Annotated in this window: 20 protein-coding genes, 3 tRNA genes and 1 pseudogene; 6 read left to right on the top strand and 18 right to left on the bottom strand. The window is 49.8% G+C overall.

All coding sequences use genetic code 11. The features are described 5' to 3' along the window. Positions 1 to 25: 25 nt before the first annotated feature. The 11 genes from HMPREF2606_RS02765 to HMPREF2606_RS02815 form a co-directional block, all read right to left on the bottom strand. Complete coding sequence (locus tag HMPREF2606_RS02765; protein ID WP_070843284.1) at positions 26 to 520, bottom strand: chorismate--pyruvate lyase family protein; 495 nt, start codon at positions 518 to 520, stop codon at positions 26 to 28. Next, positions 510 to 1,166, bottom strand: coding sequence for a dethiobiotin synthase (gene bioD / locus HMPREF2606_RS02770; protein ID WP_070843285.1), 657 nt, complete (start codon positions 1,164 to 1,166; stop codon positions 510 to 512). The genes HMPREF2606_RS02765 and bioD overlap by 11 nt, the downstream gene beginning before the upstream one ends. Next, positions 1,163 to 2,452 (bottom strand): adenosylmethionine--8-amino-7-oxononanoate transaminase, encoded by a 1,290-nt coding sequence (bioA, locus tag HMPREF2606_RS02775; RefSeq protein ID WP_070712008.1) that lies wholly within the window; start codon positions 2,450 to 2,452, stop codon positions 1,163 to 1,165. The genes bioD and bioA overlap by 4 nt, the downstream gene beginning before the upstream one ends. Positions 2,453 to 2,504: 52 nt before the next feature. Next, entirely contained in the window at positions 2,505 to 3,410 is a 906-nt protein-coding gene (locus HMPREF2606_RS02780) for a DMT family transporter (protein ID WP_070584047.1), read from the bottom strand. Between the two features lie 194 nt (positions 3,411 to 3,604). Next, positions 3,605 to 4,807: a tryptophan synthase subunit beta gene (gene trpB, locus HMPREF2606_RS02785; protein ID WP_070584045.1), complete on the bottom strand. Its 1,203-nt coding sequence runs from the start codon at positions 4,805 to 4,807 to the stop codon at positions 3,605 to 3,607. Positions 4,808 to 4,918: 111 nt separating this feature from the next. Then, positions 4,919 to 5,329 (bottom strand): hypothetical protein, encoded by a 411-nt coding sequence (locus tag HMPREF2606_RS02790; RefSeq protein ID WP_070712007.1) that lies wholly within the window; start codon positions 5,327 to 5,329, stop codon positions 4,919 to 4,921. A 4-nt stretch (positions 5,330 to 5,333) separates the two neighbouring features. After that, positions 5,334 to 5,936, bottom strand: a complete 603-nt coding sequence (locus tag HMPREF2606_RS02795; RefSeq protein WP_070712006.1) for a DNA glycosylase — start codon at positions 5,934 to 5,936, stop codon at positions 5,334 to 5,336. Positions 5,937 to 5,972: 36 nt separating this feature from the next. Continuing rightward, positions 5,973 to 6,593 (bottom strand): phosphoribosylanthranilate isomerase, encoded by a 621-nt coding sequence (locus HMPREF2606_RS02800; protein WP_070712005.1) that lies wholly within the window; start codon positions 6,591 to 6,593, stop codon positions 5,973 to 5,975. 402 nt (positions 6,594 to 6,995) lie between these two features. After that, complete coding sequence (locus HMPREF2606_RS02805; RefSeq protein WP_070843286.1) at positions 6,996 to 9,221, bottom strand: DNA internalization-related competence protein ComEC/Rec2; 2,226 nt, start codon at positions 9,219 to 9,221, stop codon at positions 6,996 to 6,998. Positions 9,222 to 9,409: 188 nt separating this feature from the next. Then, positions 9,410 to 9,484 (bottom strand) — tRNA-Glu (locus HMPREF2606_RS02810). A gap of 12 nt (positions 9,485 to 9,496) precedes the next feature. Continuing rightward, a tRNA-Arg gene (locus tag HMPREF2606_RS02815) sits at positions 9,497 to 9,573 on the bottom strand. A 115-nt stretch (positions 9,574 to 9,688) separates the two neighbouring features. Between HMPREF2606_RS02815 and HMPREF2606_RS02820 the strand changes: the two genes are divergently transcribed. Together HMPREF2606_RS02820 and HMPREF2606_RS02825 are read left to right on the top strand one after the other, a co-directional pair. Then, positions 9,689 to 11,080 (top strand): 3'-5' exonuclease family protein, encoded by a 1,392-nt coding sequence (locus HMPREF2606_RS02820; protein WP_049323041.1) that lies wholly within the window; start codon positions 9,689 to 9,691, stop codon positions 11,078 to 11,080. A gap of 198 nt (positions 11,081 to 11,278) precedes the next feature. Next, positions 11,279 to 12,070, top strand: a complete 792-nt coding sequence (locus tag HMPREF2606_RS02825; protein WP_070843287.1) for a Cof-type HAD-IIB family hydrolase — start codon at positions 11,279 to 11,281, stop codon at positions 12,068 to 12,070. A gap of 66 nt (positions 12,071 to 12,136) precedes the next feature. Here HMPREF2606_RS02825 and HMPREF2606_RS02830 read toward each other — a convergent pair whose 3' ends face one another. The 4 genes from HMPREF2606_RS02830 to HMPREF2606_RS02845 all read right to left on the bottom strand — a co-directional run bounded on the left by HMPREF2606_RS02830 (position 12,137) and on the right by HMPREF2606_RS02845 (position 15,200). Then, the gene (locus HMPREF2606_RS02830) at positions 12,137 to 12,343 is read right to left on the bottom strand and encodes a DUF2788 domain-containing protein (RefSeq protein ID WP_003747401.1); all 207 of its coding nucleotides are present in this window, start codon (positions 12,341 to 12,343) and stop codon (positions 12,137 to 12,139) included. A gap of 89 nt (positions 12,344 to 12,432) precedes the next feature. After that, positions 12,433 to 13,602 carry an O-succinylhomoserine sulfhydrylase gene (gene metZ, locus HMPREF2606_RS02835; RefSeq protein WP_070843288.1) on the bottom strand — a complete coding sequence of 390 codons (1,170 nt, stop codon included), beginning with the start codon at positions 13,600 to 13,602 and terminating at the stop codon, positions 12,433 to 12,435. Positions 13,603 to 13,717: 115 nt separating this feature from the next. Next, on the bottom strand, positions 13,718 to 14,278 hold the full coding sequence (locus HMPREF2606_RS02840) for a DUF3465 domain-containing protein (RefSeq protein WP_070584033.1): 561 nt from the start codon (positions 14,276 to 14,278) through the stop codon (positions 13,718 to 13,720). Between the two features lie 121 nt (positions 14,279 to 14,399). Then, positions 14,400 to 15,200: a hypothetical protein gene (locus HMPREF2606_RS02845; protein WP_070584032.1), complete on the bottom strand. Its 801-nt coding sequence runs from the start codon at positions 15,198 to 15,200 to the stop codon at positions 14,400 to 14,402. Positions 15,201 to 15,362: 162 nt separating this feature from the next. On the opposite strand from HMPREF2606_RS02845, the gene HMPREF2606_RS02850 reads away from it, so the two are divergent. The 3 genes from HMPREF2606_RS02850 (at position 15,363) to HMPREF2606_RS02860 (ending at position 16,872) form a co-directional block, all read left to right on the top strand. Then, complete coding sequence (locus HMPREF2606_RS02850) at positions 15,363 to 15,614, top strand: NGO1151 family protein (RefSeq protein ID WP_003680526.1); 252 nt, start codon at positions 15,363 to 15,365, stop codon at positions 15,612 to 15,614. 76 nt (positions 15,615 to 15,690) lie between these two features. Beyond that, entirely contained in the window at positions 15,691 to 16,503 is an 813-nt protein-coding gene (locus HMPREF2606_RS02855) for a basic amino acid ABC transporter substrate-binding protein (protein WP_003747411.1), read from the top strand. A 129-nt stretch (positions 16,504 to 16,632) separates the two neighbouring features. After that, complete coding sequence (locus tag HMPREF2606_RS02860) at positions 16,633 to 16,872, top strand: putative hemolysin (RefSeq protein WP_070712002.1); 240 nt, start codon at positions 16,633 to 16,635, stop codon at positions 16,870 to 16,872. Between the two features lie 65 nt (positions 16,873 to 16,937). On the opposite strand, the gene serS is transcribed toward HMPREF2606_RS02860, so the two are convergent. Further along, the gene (gene serS, locus HMPREF2606_RS02865; protein WP_070712001.1) at positions 16,938 to 18,233 is read right to left on the bottom strand and encodes a serine--tRNA ligase; all 1,296 of its coding nucleotides are present in this window, start codon (positions 18,231 to 18,233) and stop codon (positions 16,938 to 16,940) included. Between the two features lie 125 nt (positions 18,234 to 18,358). Beyond that, positions 18,359 to 18,434 (bottom strand) — tRNA-Glu (locus tag HMPREF2606_RS02870). A 133-nt stretch (positions 18,435 to 18,567) separates the two neighbouring features. On the opposite strand from HMPREF2606_RS02870, the gene rdgC reads away from it, so the two are divergent. After that, positions 18,568 to 19,467: a recombination-associated protein RdgC gene (rdgC, locus tag HMPREF2606_RS02875; protein WP_070712000.1), complete on the top strand. Its 900-nt coding sequence runs from the start codon at positions 18,568 to 18,570 to the stop codon at positions 19,465 to 19,467. A 53-nt stretch (positions 19,468 to 19,520) separates the two neighbouring features. On the opposite strand, the pseudogene HMPREF2606_RS10600 reads toward rdgC, so the two are convergent. After that, positions 19,521 to 19,952: pseudogene (locus HMPREF2606_RS10600) on the bottom strand (HD domain-containing protein); the annotation flags it as partial. Positions 19,953 to 20,179: the final 227 nt, after the last annotated feature.

Below are 20,179 nucleotides of genomic sequence, written 5' to 3' on the forward strand. Positions count from 1 at the left end.
TAAACGGTTTTATTTTCAGACAGCCTTAGCGGTATAAATCTATTAATTTCAATAAGAAATATTCTGTTAATTCCAATGTTTCGCCGTTCCAATCGAAATACGAACGGCGCGCGGTAACAGGCCGTCTGAAAGATGGATGGTCGAAATCTTCAAAACGAAGAAACTCAAAATCCGAACGCTTCAACGGCAATGTACCGTCAAACAGGCGCTCGCCCAAAGGCTGCGTTCCGCAATCCAATAATTCTGTCCATAGACTGCTGTCCGGCCGGCACGCGCTTCTGGCTTGTATCACTGTTTCGCCGTCCAGTTTGAGCAAAACATCGCGCACAAAGATTTCGTCTCCATTTTCCACTCCCTTCGTCAAACCCAAATACACCGGCTCGACTGAAAAATCCTTACCGGAAGCGCGCAAAGCGGCAGTTAGCGAAGAAACGGTCAGCAGATGTTCGGCCTTAGACGGCAAAAGACTTGAAGCTTCGGCATGTGAACAAAGCGTGCCACGCGGTATATCAAGCTCCATCTGACACCTCTGTCTTGGCCAATTCCTGCCATTTGGCTTCAGGAAACTCATCTTTCAGACGGCCTTTAAGATATTCCAAAGTATCGCTGGCAACGGTTTCATCTTTGCTGTCGTGAATATGGTTGAAAATCAGGCTGTACAGGCTGATGCCGTATTGTTTGAGCGCGGAGAAGCTGAGCAGGGTGTGGTTGATGCTGCCGAGCCGCCCGCTGGTAACGAGAATGACGGGATAAGCCTGTTGCTGAATATAATCAATGGTTAACAGGTTTTCCGTCAGCGGAACCATCAATCCGCCCGCGCCTTCGACCAACACGATTTCGTATTGTGCCGCCAGTTGCTCTGTGGCGGTGCGGATTTTGTGCAAGTCCAAAGCCCTGCCGTCCAGACGGGCGGCGAGGTGGGGCGAGGCGGGATAGCTGAAGATTTCGGGCATGGTCAGCCCTTGTTTGTCGGCTTCCTGCATGGGTATGCCCATGATTTTGCGGTGGACGGCGATGTCCTCGGCGATGTTTTGGCAACCGGTTTGCACGGGCTTTTGCGTGATCACGCTTTTGCCCTGCTGCAATAATTGTTTTGCCAATACGCCGGTGGCGACGGTTTTGCCGATGTCCGTGTCTATGCCGCTGACGAAGTAAACGCCTTTCATTTGCTGTATTCCTTCAAGATTTGTACGGTTTTGTCGGCAAGTTCGGTCAAGAGGTCGTCTGAAATGATGTAAGGCGGCATGAGGTACACCAGCCTGCCGAATGGGCGCACCCAAATGCTCTGCGCCACGCAATCCGCTTGAAAACGCGCCATATCCACGCCTTTTTCCAGCTCAATCACCCCGATAGCACCCAAAACGCGAACATCTTTCACACCGCGAATGTCCCACGCAGCTTTCAGACGGCCTTTTAAGATGCTTTCGATGCGGCGGATATTTGCCTGCCAATCTTGGGACAAAAGCAGTTTGACCGAAGCGCAGGCTACGGCACACGCCAGCGGGTTTGCCATAAACGTCGGCCCATGCATGAACACGCCCGCTTCGCTGCGAGAAATTATTTCGGTAACTTTTTGCGAAGTGATTGCAGCCGCCAGCGTCATATAGCCGCCGCTCAAACCTTTGCCGATACACATAATGTCCGGCACGACCTCCGCATGTTCGCAGGCAAACATCTTGCCTGTACGCCCAAATCCGGTGGCGATTTCATCAAAAATCAACACGATATCAAATTCGTCGCACAAATCGCGCAATCCTCGAAGATATTGAGGATGATAGAAATACATGCCGCCCGCGCCCTGCACGACCGGTTCCAAAATAAAGGCGGCGATATCCGCATGATGCGCTTCAAACAAAGTGCGGACAGGCTGCAAATCCGCCTCGTCCCATTCATCGTCGAAACGGCTTTTCGGATTATCGACAAAATAACGCTGCGGCAGAGCGCTGCCGAAAATATGGTGCATTCCCGTTTCCGGATCGCAGACGGACATCGCGTTCCAAGTATCGCCGTGATACCCGCGCCGCACCGTCGCAATATTCTGTTTCGCCGTCAAACCCCGTGCCTGCTGGTATTGCACCGCCATTTTCAGCGCGACTTCCACCGAAACCGACCCCGAGTCCGCATAAAAAATACGGTCTAGTCCCTGCGGCAAAATCCCGACCAACAACTTGCCCAGCTCCACCGCCGGCTCGTGCGTCAAACCGCCGAACATCACATGCGACATTTGCTTAATCTGCGCCTCAACCGCCTGATTCAAAACGGGATGATTGTAGCCGTGTATCGCACACCACCAAGACGACATCCCGTCAATCAGCCGCGTGCCGTCCGCCAATTCGATATGCACGCCCTCCGCACGGCGCACCGGATAAACAGGCAACGGGTCGGTCATGGAAGTATAGGGATGGAGTAGATGGTCGCGGTCGAAATCGAGCAGGGAGGAATGTTCAGACATGTTGAAAACAATGGTTTAATCAGTTTCATTATTATATAACATATTTACCTTTTCAGACGGCACGTCTTCCGTACTGCATCAACGCCAATCCGCCCACCGCCGCCAAACAGCCGGCAACCAAGGAAATATGCAACGCCTCGCCCAAAAACCAAGCGGAACACAGAATACCGAATACCGGCACCAAAGTGATGTACGCCGCAGCGCTGCCCGCGCCCAAAGTCTTCACGCCTTCAAAATACCACGCATAGCTCAAGACCGTTGCCCCGACAGACAGGCCAATCAAAGCAAACCAACCCCTGCCGTCCATTTCGGCAAGCATACCAAACGGCAGGCCGTCTGAAATCAGCGCAGGCGGCAGCAACATCATTGCACCCAGCCAAGCGGTGGCCACGGTGACCGTCAGCGCATCAATCCCCTGCAACACCGCCCTGCCTATCATCGTATAAGTAACCAAGCAGCAAAGGCTGCAAAACACCAGCACTTCGCCCCACCCTATGCCGCCGCCCGACAAAAATGCCGCAATCTCGCCATGCGTGACCGCCCATATCGAGCCTGCCACTGCCAACAATATGCCCGACACAATCTTGCCATTGAGTTTTTCACCAAACAGCAAAGCTGCAAAAAACATCGTCAACACAGGATTAAACGTAACCAACACCGTCGCCCTCGAAGCAGGAATCCGCTGCAAACCCAGCATAGACAATACGGTAAAACCAAATACGCCGAATGCCGCCGCCAGTGCCAATCCAAGCCATTGTTTTCGCGACAAAACCGCCAAAGTACGCAACCGATACCGTGCAAACAACCAGCCCAAAAGTAAGATTGCCGCCGTCAAAAAGCGCAGCATACCGCCCGTTAAAGGCGGCAGCGCCTGTCCCAGCATCCGCCCCATCGGCCAAGATGCGCCCCAAAACGCCGCCATGCCCAATAGTTTTAGATGGATTGCTAAATGTTTCATGGTGATGGATAAATTGAATAATTGGTTTAGAAAGCGTACAAGCTCGGTTTGGAAGGATAAATTTCCTTAGCCGCCGATACTTGATAGAGTTTGCGCGGATAAAATACTACGCTGAATCATTATGGAAACAAAGGCCGTCTGAAAGACTGAAATCCAGCTTTTTCAGACGGCCTTTACTGCTCAATCAATAAGACTTACAACTCAATGCCTTTGAGTTTCGCCACGGTATTAATGTCTTTATCGCCGCGGCCGGAGAGGTTAACCAAAATCACTTGGTCTTTGCCCATTTTCGGCGCATTTTTCACCGCCCAAGCAACGGCATGGCTGGATTCCAGCGCAGGAATAATACCCTCGAAACGGCAGAGCAAGTCAAAGGCTTCGAGTGCTTCGTCATCTTTGGCAACGGTGTATTCCACGCGGTTGATGTCGTTCAAATGGCTGTGTTCCGGGCCGATGCCTGGGTAGTCCAAGCCTGCTGAAACGGAGTGTGTACCCAAGACTTGACCGTTTTCGTCCTGCATCAAATAGCTGCGGAAACCGTGCAATACGCCGATGGGGGCTTTGCTGGTAATCGGCGCGGCGTGGTCAGGCGTATCTACACCCAAACCGCCGGCTTCTACGCCGACCAGACGTACGTTTTCTTCTTCGATATAGGGATGGAACAAACCGATGGCGTTCGAGCCGCCGCCTACGCAGGCAACGGCAACATCAGGTTGGCGGCCGATGGCTTCCAACATTTGCTCTTTGGCTTCATTTCCGATCACGCATTGGAAATCGCGTACCATTTCAGGATACGGCGCAGGGCCTGCGGCAGTGCCGATGATGTAGAACGTGTCGTCCACGCGCGCCACCCATTCGCGCATGGCTTCGTTCATTGCGTCTTTCAAAGTACGGCTGCCGCTGTCAACGCTGACCACGTTCGCACCCAATAATTTCATGCGGAAAACATTGGGCATTTGACGTTGGATATCGTCCGCGCCCATGTACACGTCACAAGTCATGCCGAAGCGTGCAGCGACGGTAGCAGAAGCCACGCCGTGCTGACCCGCGCCGGTTTCGGCAATCACGCGTTTTTTGCCCATGCGGCGGGCAAGCAATGCCTGACCGATGGTGTTGTTGACTTTGTGTGCGCCGGTGTGGTTCAAATCTTCACGCTTCAGCCAGATTTGTGCGCCGCCCAAATGCTCGGATAATCGCGCGGCATGGTAAACAGGGCTGGGACGGCCGACATAATGTTTCAAATCATGGCGGAACTCTTCCCAAAATGAAGGATCTTCTTTCGCTGCTTTATAGGCTTCTGCCAATTCTTGCAAAGCCGGAATCAGGGTTTCGGAAACGTACAGGCCGCCGTGTTCGCCGAAAAAGCCGTTCTCGTCGGGAGCGTAATAATTTTTCATGGGATTTTTCCTTGTTCGTTTTATGGTTTCAGACGGCCTGATTCAGTACAAGGCCGTCTGAAAGTAAAATTGTCAGCAATTATAGCCGTTTTCCATTCATCTTGTCGGCAACTAATTGAATAATAATATCAGCAGACAAAATAGGAATAACAGCGTACAGCTCGATATTGCAACTAATGCCGTACCCAACGGAGGCGCGATATATTGTTCTTCGTTTTTACTTCTCAGGCATAGTTTTAATACCAACATCCCCAACCACAGTGCCAGCAACCACCAACCCAAAAAGTTAAGCACAAGCAAAGCAATAATCAACTCATTGGTATTTATAGTGCTTATGTTCAAAAATATCCAATTAAGGCCGTTAACAGACATAATGACTGCAGATATTTGTATCACATACAAAAGCGTTCCGCCCAACAATACCTTGATATGCCATTGTTTGGCCTTCAGCCACACTGAGACGACATTAAAAAGCCACCACAAAGCCATAAACATCATTAAAGAAATTTCATAACGGTCCATCACCCTACTCCTGAAAAACAGTCAATCCAGCCATTTCAAAAAAAGCCCGATATGCCGCCGCTTTTTTCGCCAAACTCAAAGGATAGGCACGCGAAGTCGAAGGCAGGCGCGTCAGGGTCAACTCACGCCCTGCATAGGGGAACGGCACTGTTTCTCCGGTTTTCGGCATTTTCATGCCGCTGCCCTGAATCTCCAACAAAACTTCGGTTGCCTTGCCACCGGTGGTGCAAAGATGGCGGCACTCGGGCATTTGTGCCAATACTGCCGCCAAATCGACGGTTTCTATCACTTTTAAAAACTTATCCGAAGCATTGCCATGTTCGCGTATCGCTTTCAACACGGTCGGACAGGATGCAATCCCCTTCTCACTTAAAAACGCTTTGATTTTATCGGCATCAAACGCCTTTTCGCCCTGCTTTTGAAAATGCGTCGCATCACCAAAAAACACCAACCCATACACACGCCACATATCGTTTTGAAAATTCGGATAATGAAACTGCATCGCGTGTTTTTCTTCTTTAGGCGGAAACGTCCCCATCATCATGACTGTTGCCTGCGGCGGCAACAAGGCTGCGAAGGGGTGGGATTCAACGATTGGCTCTTGCATATCTGTATTCCGGTTGCTTTGAATTCAAACAAAATTTCAGACGGCCTTTACTGCTTGAATAAACGCCGCCATTTTCTCCCTGCTCTTAACCCCGCCGGAGATTTCCACGCCGCCGGACACATCCACCGCCGCCGCGCCGCTGATTTTTACCGCTTCGGCAACGTTTTCCGCAGTCAATCCGCCGGCAAGTATCCATGGTTTGCCGATAGTGCCGTGCAACATGGTCCAATCGAAACTTTGTCCCGTACCGCCGTATTCAGTCGGATGATAGGCATCAAACAGCAAGGCTCGGGCATTCGGGAATTTGGCACAGGCCGTCTGAATATCGGCAGCGGACTGTACACGCACAGCCTTCAAATACGGGCGGTCAAACCGACGGCAAAAATCATCGTCTTCATCGCCGTGAAACTGAATCACATCTATCGGCACCTGACGCAAAATCTCGCGGATGGTTTGCTCGTTTTCATTCACAAACAAGGCCACCACCGATACAAACGGCGGCAGATTTTTCACAACCGCCTGCGCCTGCTCAATACTCACTGCCCGTTTACTCTTGGCGTAAAACACCAGCCCGATGGCATCCGCGCCCAATTCGGCAGCGGCCAGCGCGTCTTCAGGTCGGGTAATACCGCAAATTTTGGTGCGTATGGTGTTCATGGGGATTGCCTTTTTAAACAGATGGGTTGGATATTATATAAGTTTAAGGCCGTCTGAACATGAAATATCAGGTGCAAACGGCCTTAAACTTTAAAACAACCATCAGCCGATAATATTGGCGGCTGTCAGCTGCGCAGCGTCTTCATTATAGAAACGCACAAACTCTGTGCTGCTTTAGGCTCTGCTTGATATACAGAACATCATACCGATTATTACTAATAACTTTGTAATTATTTTCCTCTTTTCTATTTGCCTATTATTTAATCAAATTTATTTTATCCTTTATTATCAATGAGTAAAATAAACTATCCACAATTGGATTCACACAAAATTTGGATAATGCCCGTCAATAAAAAATATTAAGGCTGTCTGAAAAGTCTTTCAGACGGCCTTTTAGCCTTTTTACTCAAACGGTTTCTTCTGCCAATAAAACTTATCCTTTTTCAGACGGCCTTGAAATATATCGTCCTGTCCCAAAGCAAACACCAACGCGCCAGACAAATCCGTTCTCAATAAAGTAATACCATGCGCGCGGACACGATTTTGTACGGCAACGGTCGGATGTTTGTAGGCATTGGCATAGCCGCTAGATGCCACGGCATATTGTGGCGAAACCGTATGCAAAAAGCTGCCTGACGAAGCCGTGCTGCTGCCGTGATGTCCCAACACCAACACTTGGCTATACAGCGCATTGCCGTATTTCTCAATCAAACCGGCCTCGCCTTTCACGCCCAAATCGCCGGTTATTAACAAGGCTTTTCCGTTTGCCACGACACGCAATACGCAGCTTTGGTCGTTATCTTCCTTGCCTGCATTTTCAGACGGCCTGAGCAACTCGAAATCTACGCCGTCCCATTGCCATTTGTCTTCTTGGCAAAACTCTGCATTCGGATAAAATTCAGGTTGTCCGGCAAGCAATTTATCGGTACCGACAGCCGCCACACTTTGAAAACCGCCGTCATGGTCAATATCATGGTGTGACAAAATCAGGCTGTCCAAACGGCGCACGCCCATCGCGTTCAAACTCGGCACAATACCTGTTTGCGCCACTTGCTCCGTTCCCGTATCAAACAAAAGATTACGATTACGCGTTTGTATCAACACCGACAAACCTTGTCCCGCATCCATCACCGTAACTCTTGCCACCCCCTCCTCCAACTTGGCAGGACGGTAAAACACAAAACCCAATAAAACCAAACATGCCCAAGGTTTCAAGCCCATTCCTTTAGGCAGCAATAACAGCAAAGCCGCCATCATCGCCAACACCAGCAAAGGCACGGGCGCCACTGCGACGGCAAATTCAGGCGATACCGTAGCCAGCCATACCAAACCGCGTAAAGTATATTCCGCCAAAAATGCCGCTACCAACTGGACAAGTTCAAACGGGAAAACCGAACCCAGCAAAGCCAACGGCGTTAACACCCAAGAAAACCAAGGAATAGCCAGTGCATTAACCAAGGGACTGAGCAAAGGTAACGAAGCAAACAAATAGCCCAGCAATACCACCGACAATACCGTCGCCGCCCATTGCCCCCGTACAGCCAAACGCCAGCCCGATTCTTTCAGACGGCCTGATGAAGCCCAAATCAAAGCAGCAACCAAACCGAAAGATAACCACGTTCCCACGCCCAATACAGCCAACGGGTCCAACAACAAAACAACGGCCAAAGCCTGCCACCATGCCGTCCAACCCGAGCCACCACTGCCGCGCCACCATGCCCACGCAAACGCAGCCAACATCAACACACTGCGTTGCGTCGGCACGGAAAAACCGGCTAAAAGCGCATAAAACAAAGCCCCGGCAACACCGCCTGCCAATATCCACACACGCGGTTTTGCCGGAATCCACGGTAAATAACGAAAAATTCGCTTGATCAGCCAGGCAAACAATACCGCCACCATCGTTACATGCAGGCCCGAAATACTGACTAAGTGCGTCAGCCCCAAAGGACGGAATGCCTGCCACAAAGGCGGCCGCAACGCCGATTGCTCACCAATACTCAAAGCACGCATCAACCCTATGCCGTCTGAAAACTCAGGATATTTATCCGCCGTTCTCTGCCAACTTCGGCTTACCGCATCACGCATATTAGCCAAACCGAAACCGCCGCCTCGCCGCACAAGTTTCCTGTCGCGCCCTAAAGTACCCATACCATCGATACCATTGGCCAAAGCCCATGTTTCACGGTTCAAACCGCGCACATTAACTTCACCGATTACCGGCCTTACCCGCGCCGATACAGACCACCGACTGCCCACCGTCCAATCGCGCCGCTGATAATCCGACAACATCAAATCAAAAGCCTGCCCACGCTCATCCCAAGCCCTTGCCGCAAACTGCACGCGCCGACCATCATCACGCGGCATATCCGCCACTTCAACCGTCAAAACTTTAGCCGCCACCTCCCCTACAGGCCATTGACCGGCCAACACCAGCCCTGTTCGCCACACACCAAACGCCATGCCCACGCAAACAGCCAGCACCAACCAAACCACAGCAAATCTTCGACACAACGAAAGCGCGCCAATGATTACAGACAACCAAACCCACCATAGCGGCACAAACGGCAACGCAAACGAAAGCACTACCCCAACCACCCAAGCAGGCAATACAAACCGCCACGCCATGAACGTCTTCCCTCAAATTATGATTATTAGATATATAATAATAAATGTTTTTAGTATATTATGACAAATGCCAACCAGCGTTAGCAGATAAAAAGAGAGGTTCAAATCATTTTAAAACCGTCAAATCATTTCAAAACCGACAGACGCAAAAAAGCGCAACCCGAAACAGATTGCGCTTTTTTATAAACTGGCACGCCCACGGGGAATCGAACCCCGGTTACCGCCGTGAAAGGGCGATGTCCTAACCGCTAGACGATGGGCGCGGAGATTTTCTGTGGCGCACCCGGAGCGATTCGAACGCCCGACCCTCTGGTTCGTAGCCAGATACTCTATCCAACTGAGCTACGGGTGCATCAAGAAAGATTTGAATTATAAAGAGAAGGCTATTTACTGTCAAGCGTTTTATTTGGAAAACTTACAGACAGCGTGTAAAATGCGCATTTGCTATTGAATTTACAGAGAATAAAATGTCAGATTTCGCACGCTGGCCGCTCTTATCCGAAGCATTTTCCCGTTTGGGACGGCCTGTGGTCGTGGTGGATTTGGAGACGACCGGTGGAAATTTCTATCAAGACAGGATAACGGAAGTCGCCCTTGTTCGTTTTGAGCAAGGACGCGCCACACATTACGAGCAATTGGTCAATCCTTGCCGCAGCATTCCCGAATTTGTTGCCAGATTGACCGGAATTCATGATGAAACGGTGAAAAACGCGCCTGTCTTTGCCGATATTGCAGCCGATTTGTTGCCGCTATTGCAAGGGGCTGTAGTTGTTGCGCACAACAGCCGCTTTGACTATACCTTCCTGCGTCACGAGTTTGCCCGTATCCATACTGACTTTGCCGCACCCTCTCTCTGTACGGTTCAACTGTCTCGCCGCCTGTATCCTGAGTTTTACAAACACAGCCTCGACAGCATTATCGAACGCACCGGCATTCAGACGGCCAACCGCCACCGCGCCATGACCGATGTTGCCGCATTGTGTGATTATCTCGAATTAAGTCTGGCAGAAAAAAATCACCAACAATGGGATGAACACGTCCGTGTATTGATGAATCCGAAAATGTTGCCCACTTGGTTGCCCGATTCTCTTGCCCAACAGCTCTATGCCCTGCCCGACAGTTACGGCGTATTGGTTTGGTTTGACCATTTCGGCAAAGCCCAGGCCATTGAAGCACACGAACGCGCATACAGTGAAACCGCCACCCTGCTGCACAGCAAAAAACTGCCGCCGCACATCAAAGCCGCAGCCTCCATCCGTTTTATTCCGGCAGTCGGTCAGCTCCATACATTATGGCTCAAAGCCCAGACCATGCAGGAATACCAACTGATGCCGTCTGAAAAATCCACATCGTTTTCTACCGTCCGCTTTATCGCTGACGAACACGGCAGCCTTCAAGCACGCATTGTCTTGTTAAACAACGGCACCAGAAACTGGCGTCCATACGGTTTGTTTGCCCACAAAAAAGCAGCCAAACGTGCTTTGGCACAATGGTCGCAAGAACACAGGCTCTGCCCGGATTCGCTCAATATTTTGCCGACCGGCTACGCAAAGGACGAACCCTGCCCTGTTGAGGCCGTCGGAAAATGCAACGGCGACTGCCGCCAACCCAACGGCATCAAACATCAAAACCAACGTATTACCGAGCTTGCCCACCTACTCCCCGTAACCGATTGGGGCAAAGCGCATGAAATTGAAATTACCGAAACCGATCCCCTGACCGGAAACAGCATTACCCTGCTCTGCGCCGGCGGCGCGTTGGCATTGCCTGATGGCAGCTGGTATTTCGACAGCAGCCTGCCTATCGTGATTAAAAACAAATTCAGGCAAGACAAAGAAAATATCCGTCTGATTGCTTAAAACAAGGCCGTCTGAAAACCAAATTTTCAGACGGCCTGATGTGGATAACTTTCTGCTTTATTCTCAAAACAAAAAGCTGCCTAAATTTTAATCAGAACTTATTTTTATAATAGCAATCAAATACTAAACCAATTTATACACAAGCTGTTCACACAATTTTCAATGAAAGCTGTATATACCCGGCCCGACGAGTGAACCATGAACAATCCTGCAATCATCTTCTTTGACATTGACGACACCCTCTACCGTAAATACACGGATACCTTACGCCCTTCGGTTGCCCAAGCCATGCGCGCATTGAAAGCCAAAGGCATTTTGACTGCCATCGCCACCGGCCGTCCGGAAGCCGCCATTCCCGCCAAAGTCAAAGCCTTGATTCAAGAATGCGGCATCGACATGCTCGTTACCATCAACGGCCAATATATTTCCTTTCGCGGCGAGCCCCTGCAAAGCTACCCCTTGGATATTGCCGACATCGAAACCGCCATCCACCTGCTTAAGCAACACAAAATAGACTACGCATTCGTCAACAACCAAGAAATTGCCGTCTCCTCCAACTCTCCGCGCGTTGTCGAAGGTTTATCGCATATCCTGCCCAACTTTTTAACCGACAAAGAATATTTCCGCAAACAACCCGTCTATCAAATGTTGGTCTTTGTGGATGAGGAAGAAGAAAAAATCCTGCAACCGCTGATTCAACAACACGGCTTCAAATCCGTCCGCTGGCACAAACATGCCATGGACCTACTCAAACAAGAAGGTTCAAAAGCACGTGGCATCGCCCACGCAGTGGAAAAACTGGGCATTGATATGGGCAAAGTGATGGCATTCGGCGACAGCTTCAACGACTTGGAAATGCTGTCAACCGTCGGCTTTGGCGTTGCCATGGGCAATGGCGAAGAAGTGGCCAAAGCCGCCGCACAATTCGTCTGCCCAAGTGTCGATGAAGACGGCGTATTGCGCGGCTTGCAAGAATTAGGCGTAATTTAATTATCAAATCAAAAGGCCGTCTGAAAAAATGTTCAGACGGCCTTGTTCTATCTATAAACTTCCTGCTTATTTCGGCAATACCAAAAAGCTAATCAGCAATTCTTTGAATACAAATCCAAACACGCCCAAGCCCAAAACCAAGAAGAGCATGGCAATGCCGAATTTGCCGGCCTTGGATTCTTTACCCAAGTTCCAAACGATAAAGCCCAAAAAGATAATCAGGCCGGTGAGGAGGATTTTCATTGCCCACGAGGCGAATTCTGCTTCAGACATTATTTTTTTCCTTTTATTCTTAAGATGTGTGTTTGATTGCTTTCAGACGGCCTATTAAATTTTAAGGCCGTCTGAAATTTGTTTTTAGATTATTTGTTCAATGCTTGTTGCAAATCATCAATCAAATCGTCAATGTATTCCAAACCGACAGAGAGGCGGATCAAGCCCGGACGGATATTGGCGGCGAGTTTTTCTTCAGGCTGCATCCGGCCGTGCGTGGTTGTCCACGGATGGGTGATGGTCGAGCGCACGTCGCCGAGGTTGGCAGTACGGGAGAAAAGCGCCACACCGTCCACGACTTTCCATGCGGCTTCTTGGTCCGCGACTTCAAAACCGATGACGATGCCGCCGCCGTTTTGTTGCTTGCGGATAAGCTCTGCCTGCGGATGGTCGGGCAAACCGGTGTAGTACACGGCTTGGACTTGCGGCTGTTGTTGCAGCCATTGGGCGATTTTCAGGGCGTTGTCGAATTGTTTTTCCATACGCAGCGACAGGGTTTCCACGCCGCTCAACAACTGCCATGCGTTAAACGGCGACATCGCCAGCCCGCAAGAATTGCAATATATGGCAACTTGCGTCATCAGCTCTTCCGAACCGGCCAATACGCCGCCCATCACGCGGCCGTGGCCGTCGATGGCTTTGGTTGCGGAAGAAACGGAAATATCCGCACCGTGTTTCAAAGGCTGCGAGCCGACGGGCGACAAGAGGCTGTTGTCCACCACCAAAAGCGCGCCGATACTGTGCGCCAGTTCAGCCAGCGCTTCCAAATCGGCAACTTCGCCCAATGGGTTGGACGGAGTTTCCAAGAAAAACAGTTTGGTATTGGGCTTGATGGCCGCTTTCCATTCATCTACATCAACCGGCGATACATGGCTGACTTCGATGCCGAACTTGGTAACGATGTTGTTGATGAAACCGACGGTCGTGCCGAACAGGCTGCGGCTGGAAACAACGTGGTCGCCTGCTTGCAAGAAGGTAAAAAACGCTGCCTGAATTGCGGACATACCGGTCGAAGTGGCTACCGCGCGTTCTGCGCCTTCCAATGCGGCAATGCGTTTTTCAAAAGCGGCAGTAGTCGGATTGGCTGTACGGGTATAGGTAAAGCCTTTAATTTTTTTGGAAAACAAATCTGCCGCATGTTGCGCACTTTCCCACATGAAGCTGCTGGTCAAAAACAGTGCCTGATTGTGTTCGCGATATTCGGTCTGCTCTTTGCCACTACGGATGGCAAGCGTTTGGGGATGAAGTTTTTTGCTCATTTGTTTTTCAATCTACTGTATGTTGCGATGGGCGCAGTAAACAATACGCCCGTTTAATTTGTTAACATTTTGCGCTTATTCCTGTCATCTTTCAAGCAGGAGGCCGTCTGAACGGTTATTGATAAACCTGTCCGCCGTGCTTCAGCCAACCGTCTTCATGACGGCCTGCCGGATCATGATGCGTCCAATGGATAACACCGCCCTGCTCCGACCATTCATATTCGCCGTAAAACGCTACTTTATCACCTTTTTTCAAGCCTTTGATTTTGTCGGCAAGGTCGATATTGTGTGCCACTAAAAGCGTTTGGCCGCTGGAGAGCTTCAAGATAAAGCGTTGGTGGCGCGTGCCTTTGTTGTCATCCGGCAGGGTTTTCCATACCGTGCCCTCGCCCTCAACCTGAATATCGCTTTGCTCGTTTTCAAACGCCTGTTTCAAAACCGCTTCGGCTGATTCTTTGCCCGAACCGATTTGCTGTTGAGCCGTATCGGCGTTTTTTCCTCCCGCATTATTTTGTTTTTGAACGGCTTCTATTTTCTGCTGATTCTGCGATTGTACCGACTGCTTGTTTTGCATTTTGTTATAGGCAAATACGGCAACCAAAGCAATCAGCAATACAATGATTTTATTTTTATTCATAACAATCTCAAAAAAAATGCCCGATTCTGCATCGGGCATATCAACTATTTAGAAAGGATATTTATCACGAAAACGTGAGCCGCCATTATACACGCTTCGTAAAATTTTAAGGGAAATTTACGCCGAAGGCCGTCTGAAACTTTTCAGACGGCCCGGATACTCAACGGCGGTATTTCATTTCAGTCTTCATATCGTCCAAAATACGTTTGACGTTGTGTTCCAATACATCCTCCACCAAGCCCGGCGCCTGCTCGTTGAGCATTTGCTGCAACTGGTAAGTGAACAAGGCCATTTGTTTTTGCACGGCAATCCGAATCATGCCGTTGACTGCATCGGCTACATGGGGGCGCAAACGCTTAATCAGACGCTCGGTCAAATCTTTTTCAGAAACGCAGAATACCTCCCGACGGCCAATCGCTTGCGGGTTCAATACATTGATATGGACATTGATGGCCGGTTCTTTTTCAAGGCCGTCTGAAACCGCCTCTTCAGCCGCTTCCGCATCATCATTTTCCGGTTTTTCAGTTTCTTCCACTTCAGGCGCATCAAAATCTACCGCACCTGATTTCGGATTCAGTCTGACGGTACGCGTTGATTCGATATGACGCTCTGAAGCCGCGGCCTGCAATGCCGATTGCGCGCTCAACCAGTTGTCCTGCAAAACCACCATCGCATCGGTTTCCACTGCTTCGCCATCGTCTGCAAGGGCAGTATTGTGTTCCAACTGCCAGCGGTACAAATACTCTTCCAATACTTTTTCACGATTATCAGCATCTAATTTATATTCTTTTTTAGACGCGGTTTTGGGCGCAGCTTCGACAGCGTCGTCCGATTTTTTGACCAATGGCGCATGAGTCGGCACGGTATTGAATTGTCGTGCCTGACGCAATCTTTCCAGGCGTTTTTCCCAATTCAGGTCTTCTTCCTCGAGGGCTGCGGGGTCAAGACGGTTGTTTTCCATAATAATCTCGTTTTTTCATTTTTATTGTGAACCGCATTCAAACCTAAAATCACTTGAAATACGGCCGATGGTTGGACATATCCGGCAAGCCGGCGCAAGCGTCACATTTTAATATTAATTCGCTATATAATCACTATTTTATTTAATACTCAAGGATACATCATGAGCAGCATCGAACAACGCCTCGAATATCTGGAAGAGGCCAACGACGCTTTGCGTATGCAAAACCACGTCCTCGCCACCGCACTCAAAGGCCTTATCCGCTCCCTGCCCTCCGACATGGCCAACGATGCCGTAGAATCCATCCAGCTTGCCTTTGAAGACGCGTTGGCGGAATTGAGCTATGAAGACAGTCCGCACACCGACCTCTTCCATGACGTGACCTACGCATTTTTCCGAGAAAAAGACCACTGATTTCGGCTAGTTTGTTCACAAAATTATGCTAAACTAAGATTTTATCCGTTAACATTTTATTAAGAAAGCACATATCATGAACATGAAAAAATGGCTGGCCACTGCTCTCGCTTGCTCCGCCCTTGCCCTGACTGCCTGCGGCGGTCAAAGCAACAATGCCTCTGCTCCTGCCGATAAAGTGTACCGTGTCGGCTCTAACGCCGAGTTTGCCCCATTTGAATCTTTGGATTCTGCCGGCAAAGTAGAAGGTTTTGACGTAGATTTGATGAATGCCATGGCCAAAGCCGGCAACTTCAAAGTCGAATTCAAACACCAGCCATGGGAAAGCCTCTTCCCTTCTCTGAACAACGGCGACGTGGACATCGTTATGTCCGGCGTAACCATCACTGACGACCGCAAACAAAGCATGCTCTTCAGCGATCCATACTTTGAAATCACCCAAGTTGTCCTCGTTCCCAAAGGCAAAAAAGTAGCTTCCTCCGAAGACCTGAAAAACATGGCCAAAGTCGGCGTGGTAACCGGCTACACCGGCGACTTCTCCGTTTCCAAACTCTTGGGCAACGACAATCCGAAAATCGCCCGCTTTGAAAGCGTTCCCCTGATTATCAAAGAATTGGAAAACGGCGGTTTGGATTCTGTAGTCAGCGACAGCGCAGTCATTGCCAACTATGTGAAAAACAACCCGACCAAAGGCCTGGATTTCATCTCCCTGCCTGACTTCACCATCGAAAACTACGGTATCGCTGCACGCAAAGGCGACGAAGCCACCATCAAAATGTTGAACGATGCGCTGAAAAAAGTACGCGAAAGTGGCGAATACGACAAAATTTACGCCAAATACTTTGCTAAAGAAGGCGAAAAAGCAGAAAAAGCCGAAGCAGCCAAATAATCTGGTTTGACTTCCTAAACTAAAGGCCGTCTGAAAAGTTTTCAGACGGCCTTTAATCTGGTTAACGCCATTAAACGCAAGCGTCCCCTATAATCCGCTTGTTTTTATCTTTCAAATGAAAGAGGCGCCATGATCAAACCCATCATCCTTAGCCTCACTGCCGCAACCGCTTTGGCCGCCTGCTCCGCTTCTGAAAAACAAGAATCTCCTAACGTCGGCGTGGCCAATCCGGCTTCCGAATTCTGCGTCAAACAAGGCGGCAAATCCGAAATCAAAAGAGACAAAGACGGCAACGAATACGGCGTGTGCCACTTGCCTGACGGTACCGTTGTCGAAGAATGGGAATATTTCCGTCAACACAACAAATAATTGCTAAACCATATAAAAGGCCGTCTGAACCCAAGTTTCAGACGGCCTTTTTATTTAAACAACGATTATTTTACTTCCAATTTGGTCACGCCGCCCATATACGGTTGCAACGCAGCAGGAATATTAATGCTGCCGTCGGCATTTTGATGGTTTTCCAATACTGCCACCAAAGTACGACCGACTGCCAAGCCTGAGCCGTTCAAAGTATGTACCAAACGGTTTTTACCGTTTTCATCTTTGAAACGCGCTTTCATGCGGCGAGCTTGGAAATCTTCGCAGTTGGAACAGCTGGAAATCTCACGATAAGTATTTTGCGCAGGAACCCAAACTTCCAAGTCGTAGGTTTTGGTTGCGCCGAAACCCATGTCGCCGGTACACAAAGTAATCACGCGGTATGGCAGTTCCAACGCTTTCAAAATATTTTCAGCATGGCCGACCATTTCTTCCAGCGCTTCGTATGATTTTTCTGGATGAACGATTTGCACCATTTCCACTTTGTCGAATTGGTGTTGGCGAATCAAACCGCGCACGTCTTTGCCGTATGCGCCCGCTTCGGAGCGGAAACATGGGGAATGCGCAGTCAATTTCAACGGCAAATCGCTGCCAGCCACAATGCTGTCGGCAACAGTATTGGTCAGCGTCACTTCTGCGGTCGGAATCAGATATTGCGTTTTCTTACTCTCATCACCGCCGCGGGTAACGTGGAATAAATCTTCTGCAAATTTAGGCAGTTGACCCGTACCTTGCAGGGTCAGATCGTCCACGATGTAAGGCGTGTAATGTTCAGTATAGCCGTGTTTCAGCGTGTGCGTGTCCAGCATGAACTGAGCCAAAGCGCGATGCAGACGGGCGATTTGGCCTTTCATCACCGTAAAGCGCGCGCCAGACAGTTTCGCACCGCCTTCAAAATCCAAGCCCAAAGGCTCACCCAAATCAACATGGTCTTTGATTTCAAAGTCAAATTCGCGCGGCGTGCCAACTTTGCGAACTTCAACGTTTTCAGTTTCGTCTTTACCGACAGGAACACTTTCGTGCGGCAGGTTCGGAATACTCAGCAGCCAAGCATCCAATTCTTTCTGAACGGCATCCAAATCAGCGGCAGCCTGCTCCAAATCCGCTTTGATTTGGGCAACCTGATCCATCGCAGCTTGAGCCTCTTCGTGTTTGCCTTGACCTTTCAACGCGCCGATTTGTTTGGAAATACTGTTGCGCGAAGCCTGCAACTCTTCTGTTTTCACTTGAACGGCTTTGCGTTGCTCTTCCAAAGCGTTGAAACGCGCGGTATCAAACTCATAACCGCGTGCGGCCAAACGTTCGGCAACTGCGGCGGTATTGCTGCGGAGCAATTGGATGTCTAACATTGTTTTCTCTCGTTAAGATTCAGAATGGCATTATTGTAAACCAATTTAAAGATATTTTCACAGCGACAGGCCGTCTGAAAACAAAAAACGCCCCTGCAAAAAGCAGGAGCGTTTTTTAAGAATTTTGGCACGCCCACGGGGATTCGAACCCCGGTTGCCGCCGTGAAAGGGCAGTGTCCTAGGCCTCTAGACGATGGGCGCGTAACCGAAGCGCGAACTATACAGAAAGCCTTTTCTTCTGTCAACGTCTTTACTGCATTTTTAAAGATGCTGCCGATTTCCGTATGTTATTTTCCCTGTATAATGCCGGTTTTAATAAAAAGGAAAACTCGCCATGTGGTTTAAGCAAATCAGTTTTTATCCGCTCAACAAAGACAAGTTGCCCGAATTGGAAGTCATTGCCGACAAATTGGTGCAATCCGAATTTGCCCATTGTCAGGGTTTGGACTGGTTTAGCGAAGGCTTTGCCACGCCGGTTTCCTTTTCGCCCGAGCTGGTTTTCCCTGCCGATTACACTTGGCGCGTTGCTCTGAAAAAAGAAGAAAAAGTCCTGCCTGCCGGCGTGATCCGCGATATTTTGGATGAAAAGGTTTTGGAAATCCAAAACAACGAAGCGCGCAATGTCGGCCGCAAAGAAAAACAAGAGCTGAAAGAACAGATTACTGACGACCTGCTGCCCCGTGCCTTTACGCGCAGCAGCCGCACACAGGCGATTTTCGACACGCGCCACGGGTATCTTTTAGTCAACAATGCCGCCTCTGCCAAAGCGGAAAATATCCTGACCAAACTGCGCGAAGCCTTGGGCGGTCTTGAAGCAGCCCTGCCCAATACCAAACAATCGCCCTCCTCACTGATGACCAGCTGGCTACTGCAAGGCCACTGTGACGGCGGTTTTGAATTGGACAGCGATTGCGAACTCAAAGGCGTAGGCGATGTTGTCCCGGTCGTCAAAGTTTCCAAACAAGACCTGACCGCCGATGAAGTGGTACAACACGTCAAAAACGGCAAAACCGTTACCCAGCTGGGCTTGGTATGGCGCGAACAAATCGCGTTTATCCTTACCCAAGACTTTACACTCAAACGCATCCAGTATCTGGACGTTTTGCAAGAAGAAGCCGAAAGCAACGGCGACGATGCCGCCAGCCTCGCCTTTGCCTCGCAAATCCTGATGACCGAAGCCATCAGCACCATGTTGGAAGAACTGGTTTCTTATTTAGGCGGCTGGCAAGAATAATTTTTCAGACGGCCTTTTGATTGGGAAATATCAAAGGCCGTCTGAAATATAATACGCATGGTTTCCGCCTGTTGGGCGCGCTCTTCAGGCGTGGCAAGGCTGTCCACATGGGCAAAGTGTGTAAGCTTCTGCACTTCGTCCACACCTTTGACCAGCTCGGCGACAGTACTGTTGCAGCGTTCCGTGAGCAGCTCGCGCCAGTCGGGCACAAAACGCACGATGTCAGCCAAAAGCGTGGCGGCCACCGCATCGGGCAGCAAATCCAATTCGTTCACCATACGCGCCGCACCCAAAAGGTGCGCCAAAAGCGGCTCGCCCGCAGGCGTGGCCGCATCGGCAGGATAATGCGTCTCGGCCAGCGACAAGGCCGTCTGAAGCAGCTTTTGCGCAGGTTCGGGCAAACCGGCGGTATGCGCGTCAAACCGCGCGCGGGATTCTTGCATCGGTGCGGCGGGGATTTCCGGTGTTTGTCGTGTGTTGCTCATGGCGTGCCGTTTCTCCGTTTGTTTTGTTTCGACATAGCGGCTGTATTGTAGCAGCTTGCCCGTATTTTGCGACAAAGCATGTTTCAGACGGCCTGGGCTACCCAACTTGCAATAACATATAAACATCAAAATAAAACAAACAATTAGCGTGTAAATGTGCTTGCAGTGAAAAAATATTAGAAATAATATCAATGCAAGTAATAATTTTTATCAAGAAGGAGATGAGT

The sequence above is a fragment of the Neisseria sp. HMSC070H10 genome, assembly GCF_001837635.1.
GTDB classification, from domain to species: Bacteria; Pseudomonadota; Gammaproteobacteria; order Burkholderiales; family Neisseriaceae; genus Neisseria; species Neisseria subflava_A.

Excerpts from the sequence above, each read along its gene's own strand:
- HMPREF2606_RS02765 (WP_070843284.1), bottom strand. The coding sequence starts at position 520 with ATGGAGCTTGATATACCGCGTGGCACGCTTTGTTCACATGCCGAAGCT.
- bioD (WP_070843285.1), bottom strand. The coding sequence starts at position 1,166 with ATGAAAGGCGTTTACTTCGTCAGCGGCATAGACACGGACATCGGCAAA.
- bioA (WP_070712008.1), bottom strand. The coding sequence starts at position 2,452 with ATGTCTGAACATTCCTCCCTGCTCGATTTCGACCGCGACCATCTACTC.
- HMPREF2606_RS02780 (WP_070584047.1), bottom strand. The coding sequence starts at position 3,410 with ATGAAACATTTAGCAATCCATCTAAAACTATTGGGCATGGCGGCGTTT.
- trpB (WP_070584045.1), bottom strand. The coding sequence starts at position 4,807 with ATGAAAAATTATTACGCTCCCGACGAGAACGGCTTTTTCGGCGAACAC.
- HMPREF2606_RS02790 (WP_070712007.1), bottom strand. The coding sequence starts at position 5,329 with ATGGACCGTTATGAAATTTCTTTAATGATGTTTATGGCTTTGTGGTGG.
- HMPREF2606_RS02795 (WP_070712006.1), bottom strand. The coding sequence starts at position 5,936 with ATGCAAGAGCCAATCGTTGAATCCCACCCCTTCGCAGCCTTGTTGCCG.
- HMPREF2606_RS02800 (WP_070712005.1), bottom strand. The coding sequence starts at position 6,593 with ATGAACACCATACGCACCAAAATTTGCGGTATTACCCGACCTGAAGAC.
- HMPREF2606_RS02805 (WP_070843286.1), bottom strand. The coding sequence starts at position 9,221 with ATGGCGTGGCGGTTTGTATTGCCTGCTTGGGTGGTTGGGGTAGTGCTT.
- HMPREF2606_RS02820 (WP_049323041.1), top strand. The coding sequence starts at position 9,689 with ATGTCAGATTTCGCACGCTGGCCGCTCTTATCCGAAGCATTTTCCCGT.
- HMPREF2606_RS02825 (WP_070843287.1), top strand. The coding sequence starts at position 11,279 with ATGAACAATCCTGCAATCATCTTCTTTGACATTGACGACACCCTCTAC.
- HMPREF2606_RS02830 (WP_003747401.1), bottom strand. The coding sequence starts at position 12,343 with ATGTCTGAAGCAGAATTCGCCTCGTGGGCAATGAAAATCCTCCTCACC.
- metZ (WP_070843288.1), bottom strand. The coding sequence starts at position 13,602 with ATGAGCAAAAAACTTCATCCCCAAACGCTTGCCATCCGTAGTGGCAAA.
- HMPREF2606_RS02840 (WP_070584033.1), bottom strand. The coding sequence starts at position 14,278 with ATGCCCGATGCAGAATCGGGCATTTTTTTTGAGATTGTTATGAATAAA.
- HMPREF2606_RS02845 (WP_070584032.1), bottom strand. The coding sequence starts at position 15,200 with ATGGAAAACAACCGTCTTGACCCCGCAGCCCTCGAGGAAGAAGACCTG.
- HMPREF2606_RS02850 (WP_003680526.1), top strand. The coding sequence starts at position 15,363 with ATGAGCAGCATCGAACAACGCCTCGAATATCTGGAAGAGGCCAACGAC.
- HMPREF2606_RS02855 (WP_003747411.1), top strand. The coding sequence starts at position 15,691 with ATGAACATGAAAAAATGGCTGGCCACTGCTCTCGCTTGCTCCGCCCTT.
- HMPREF2606_RS02860 (WP_070712002.1), top strand. The coding sequence starts at position 16,633 with ATGATCAAACCCATCATCCTTAGCCTCACTGCCGCAACCGCTTTGGCC.
- serS (WP_070712001.1), bottom strand. The coding sequence starts at position 18,233 with ATGTTAGACATCCAATTGCTCCGCAGCAATACCGCCGCAGTTGCCGAA.
- rdgC (WP_070712000.1), top strand. The coding sequence starts at position 18,568 with ATGTGGTTTAAGCAAATCAGTTTTTATCCGCTCAACAAAGACAAGTTG.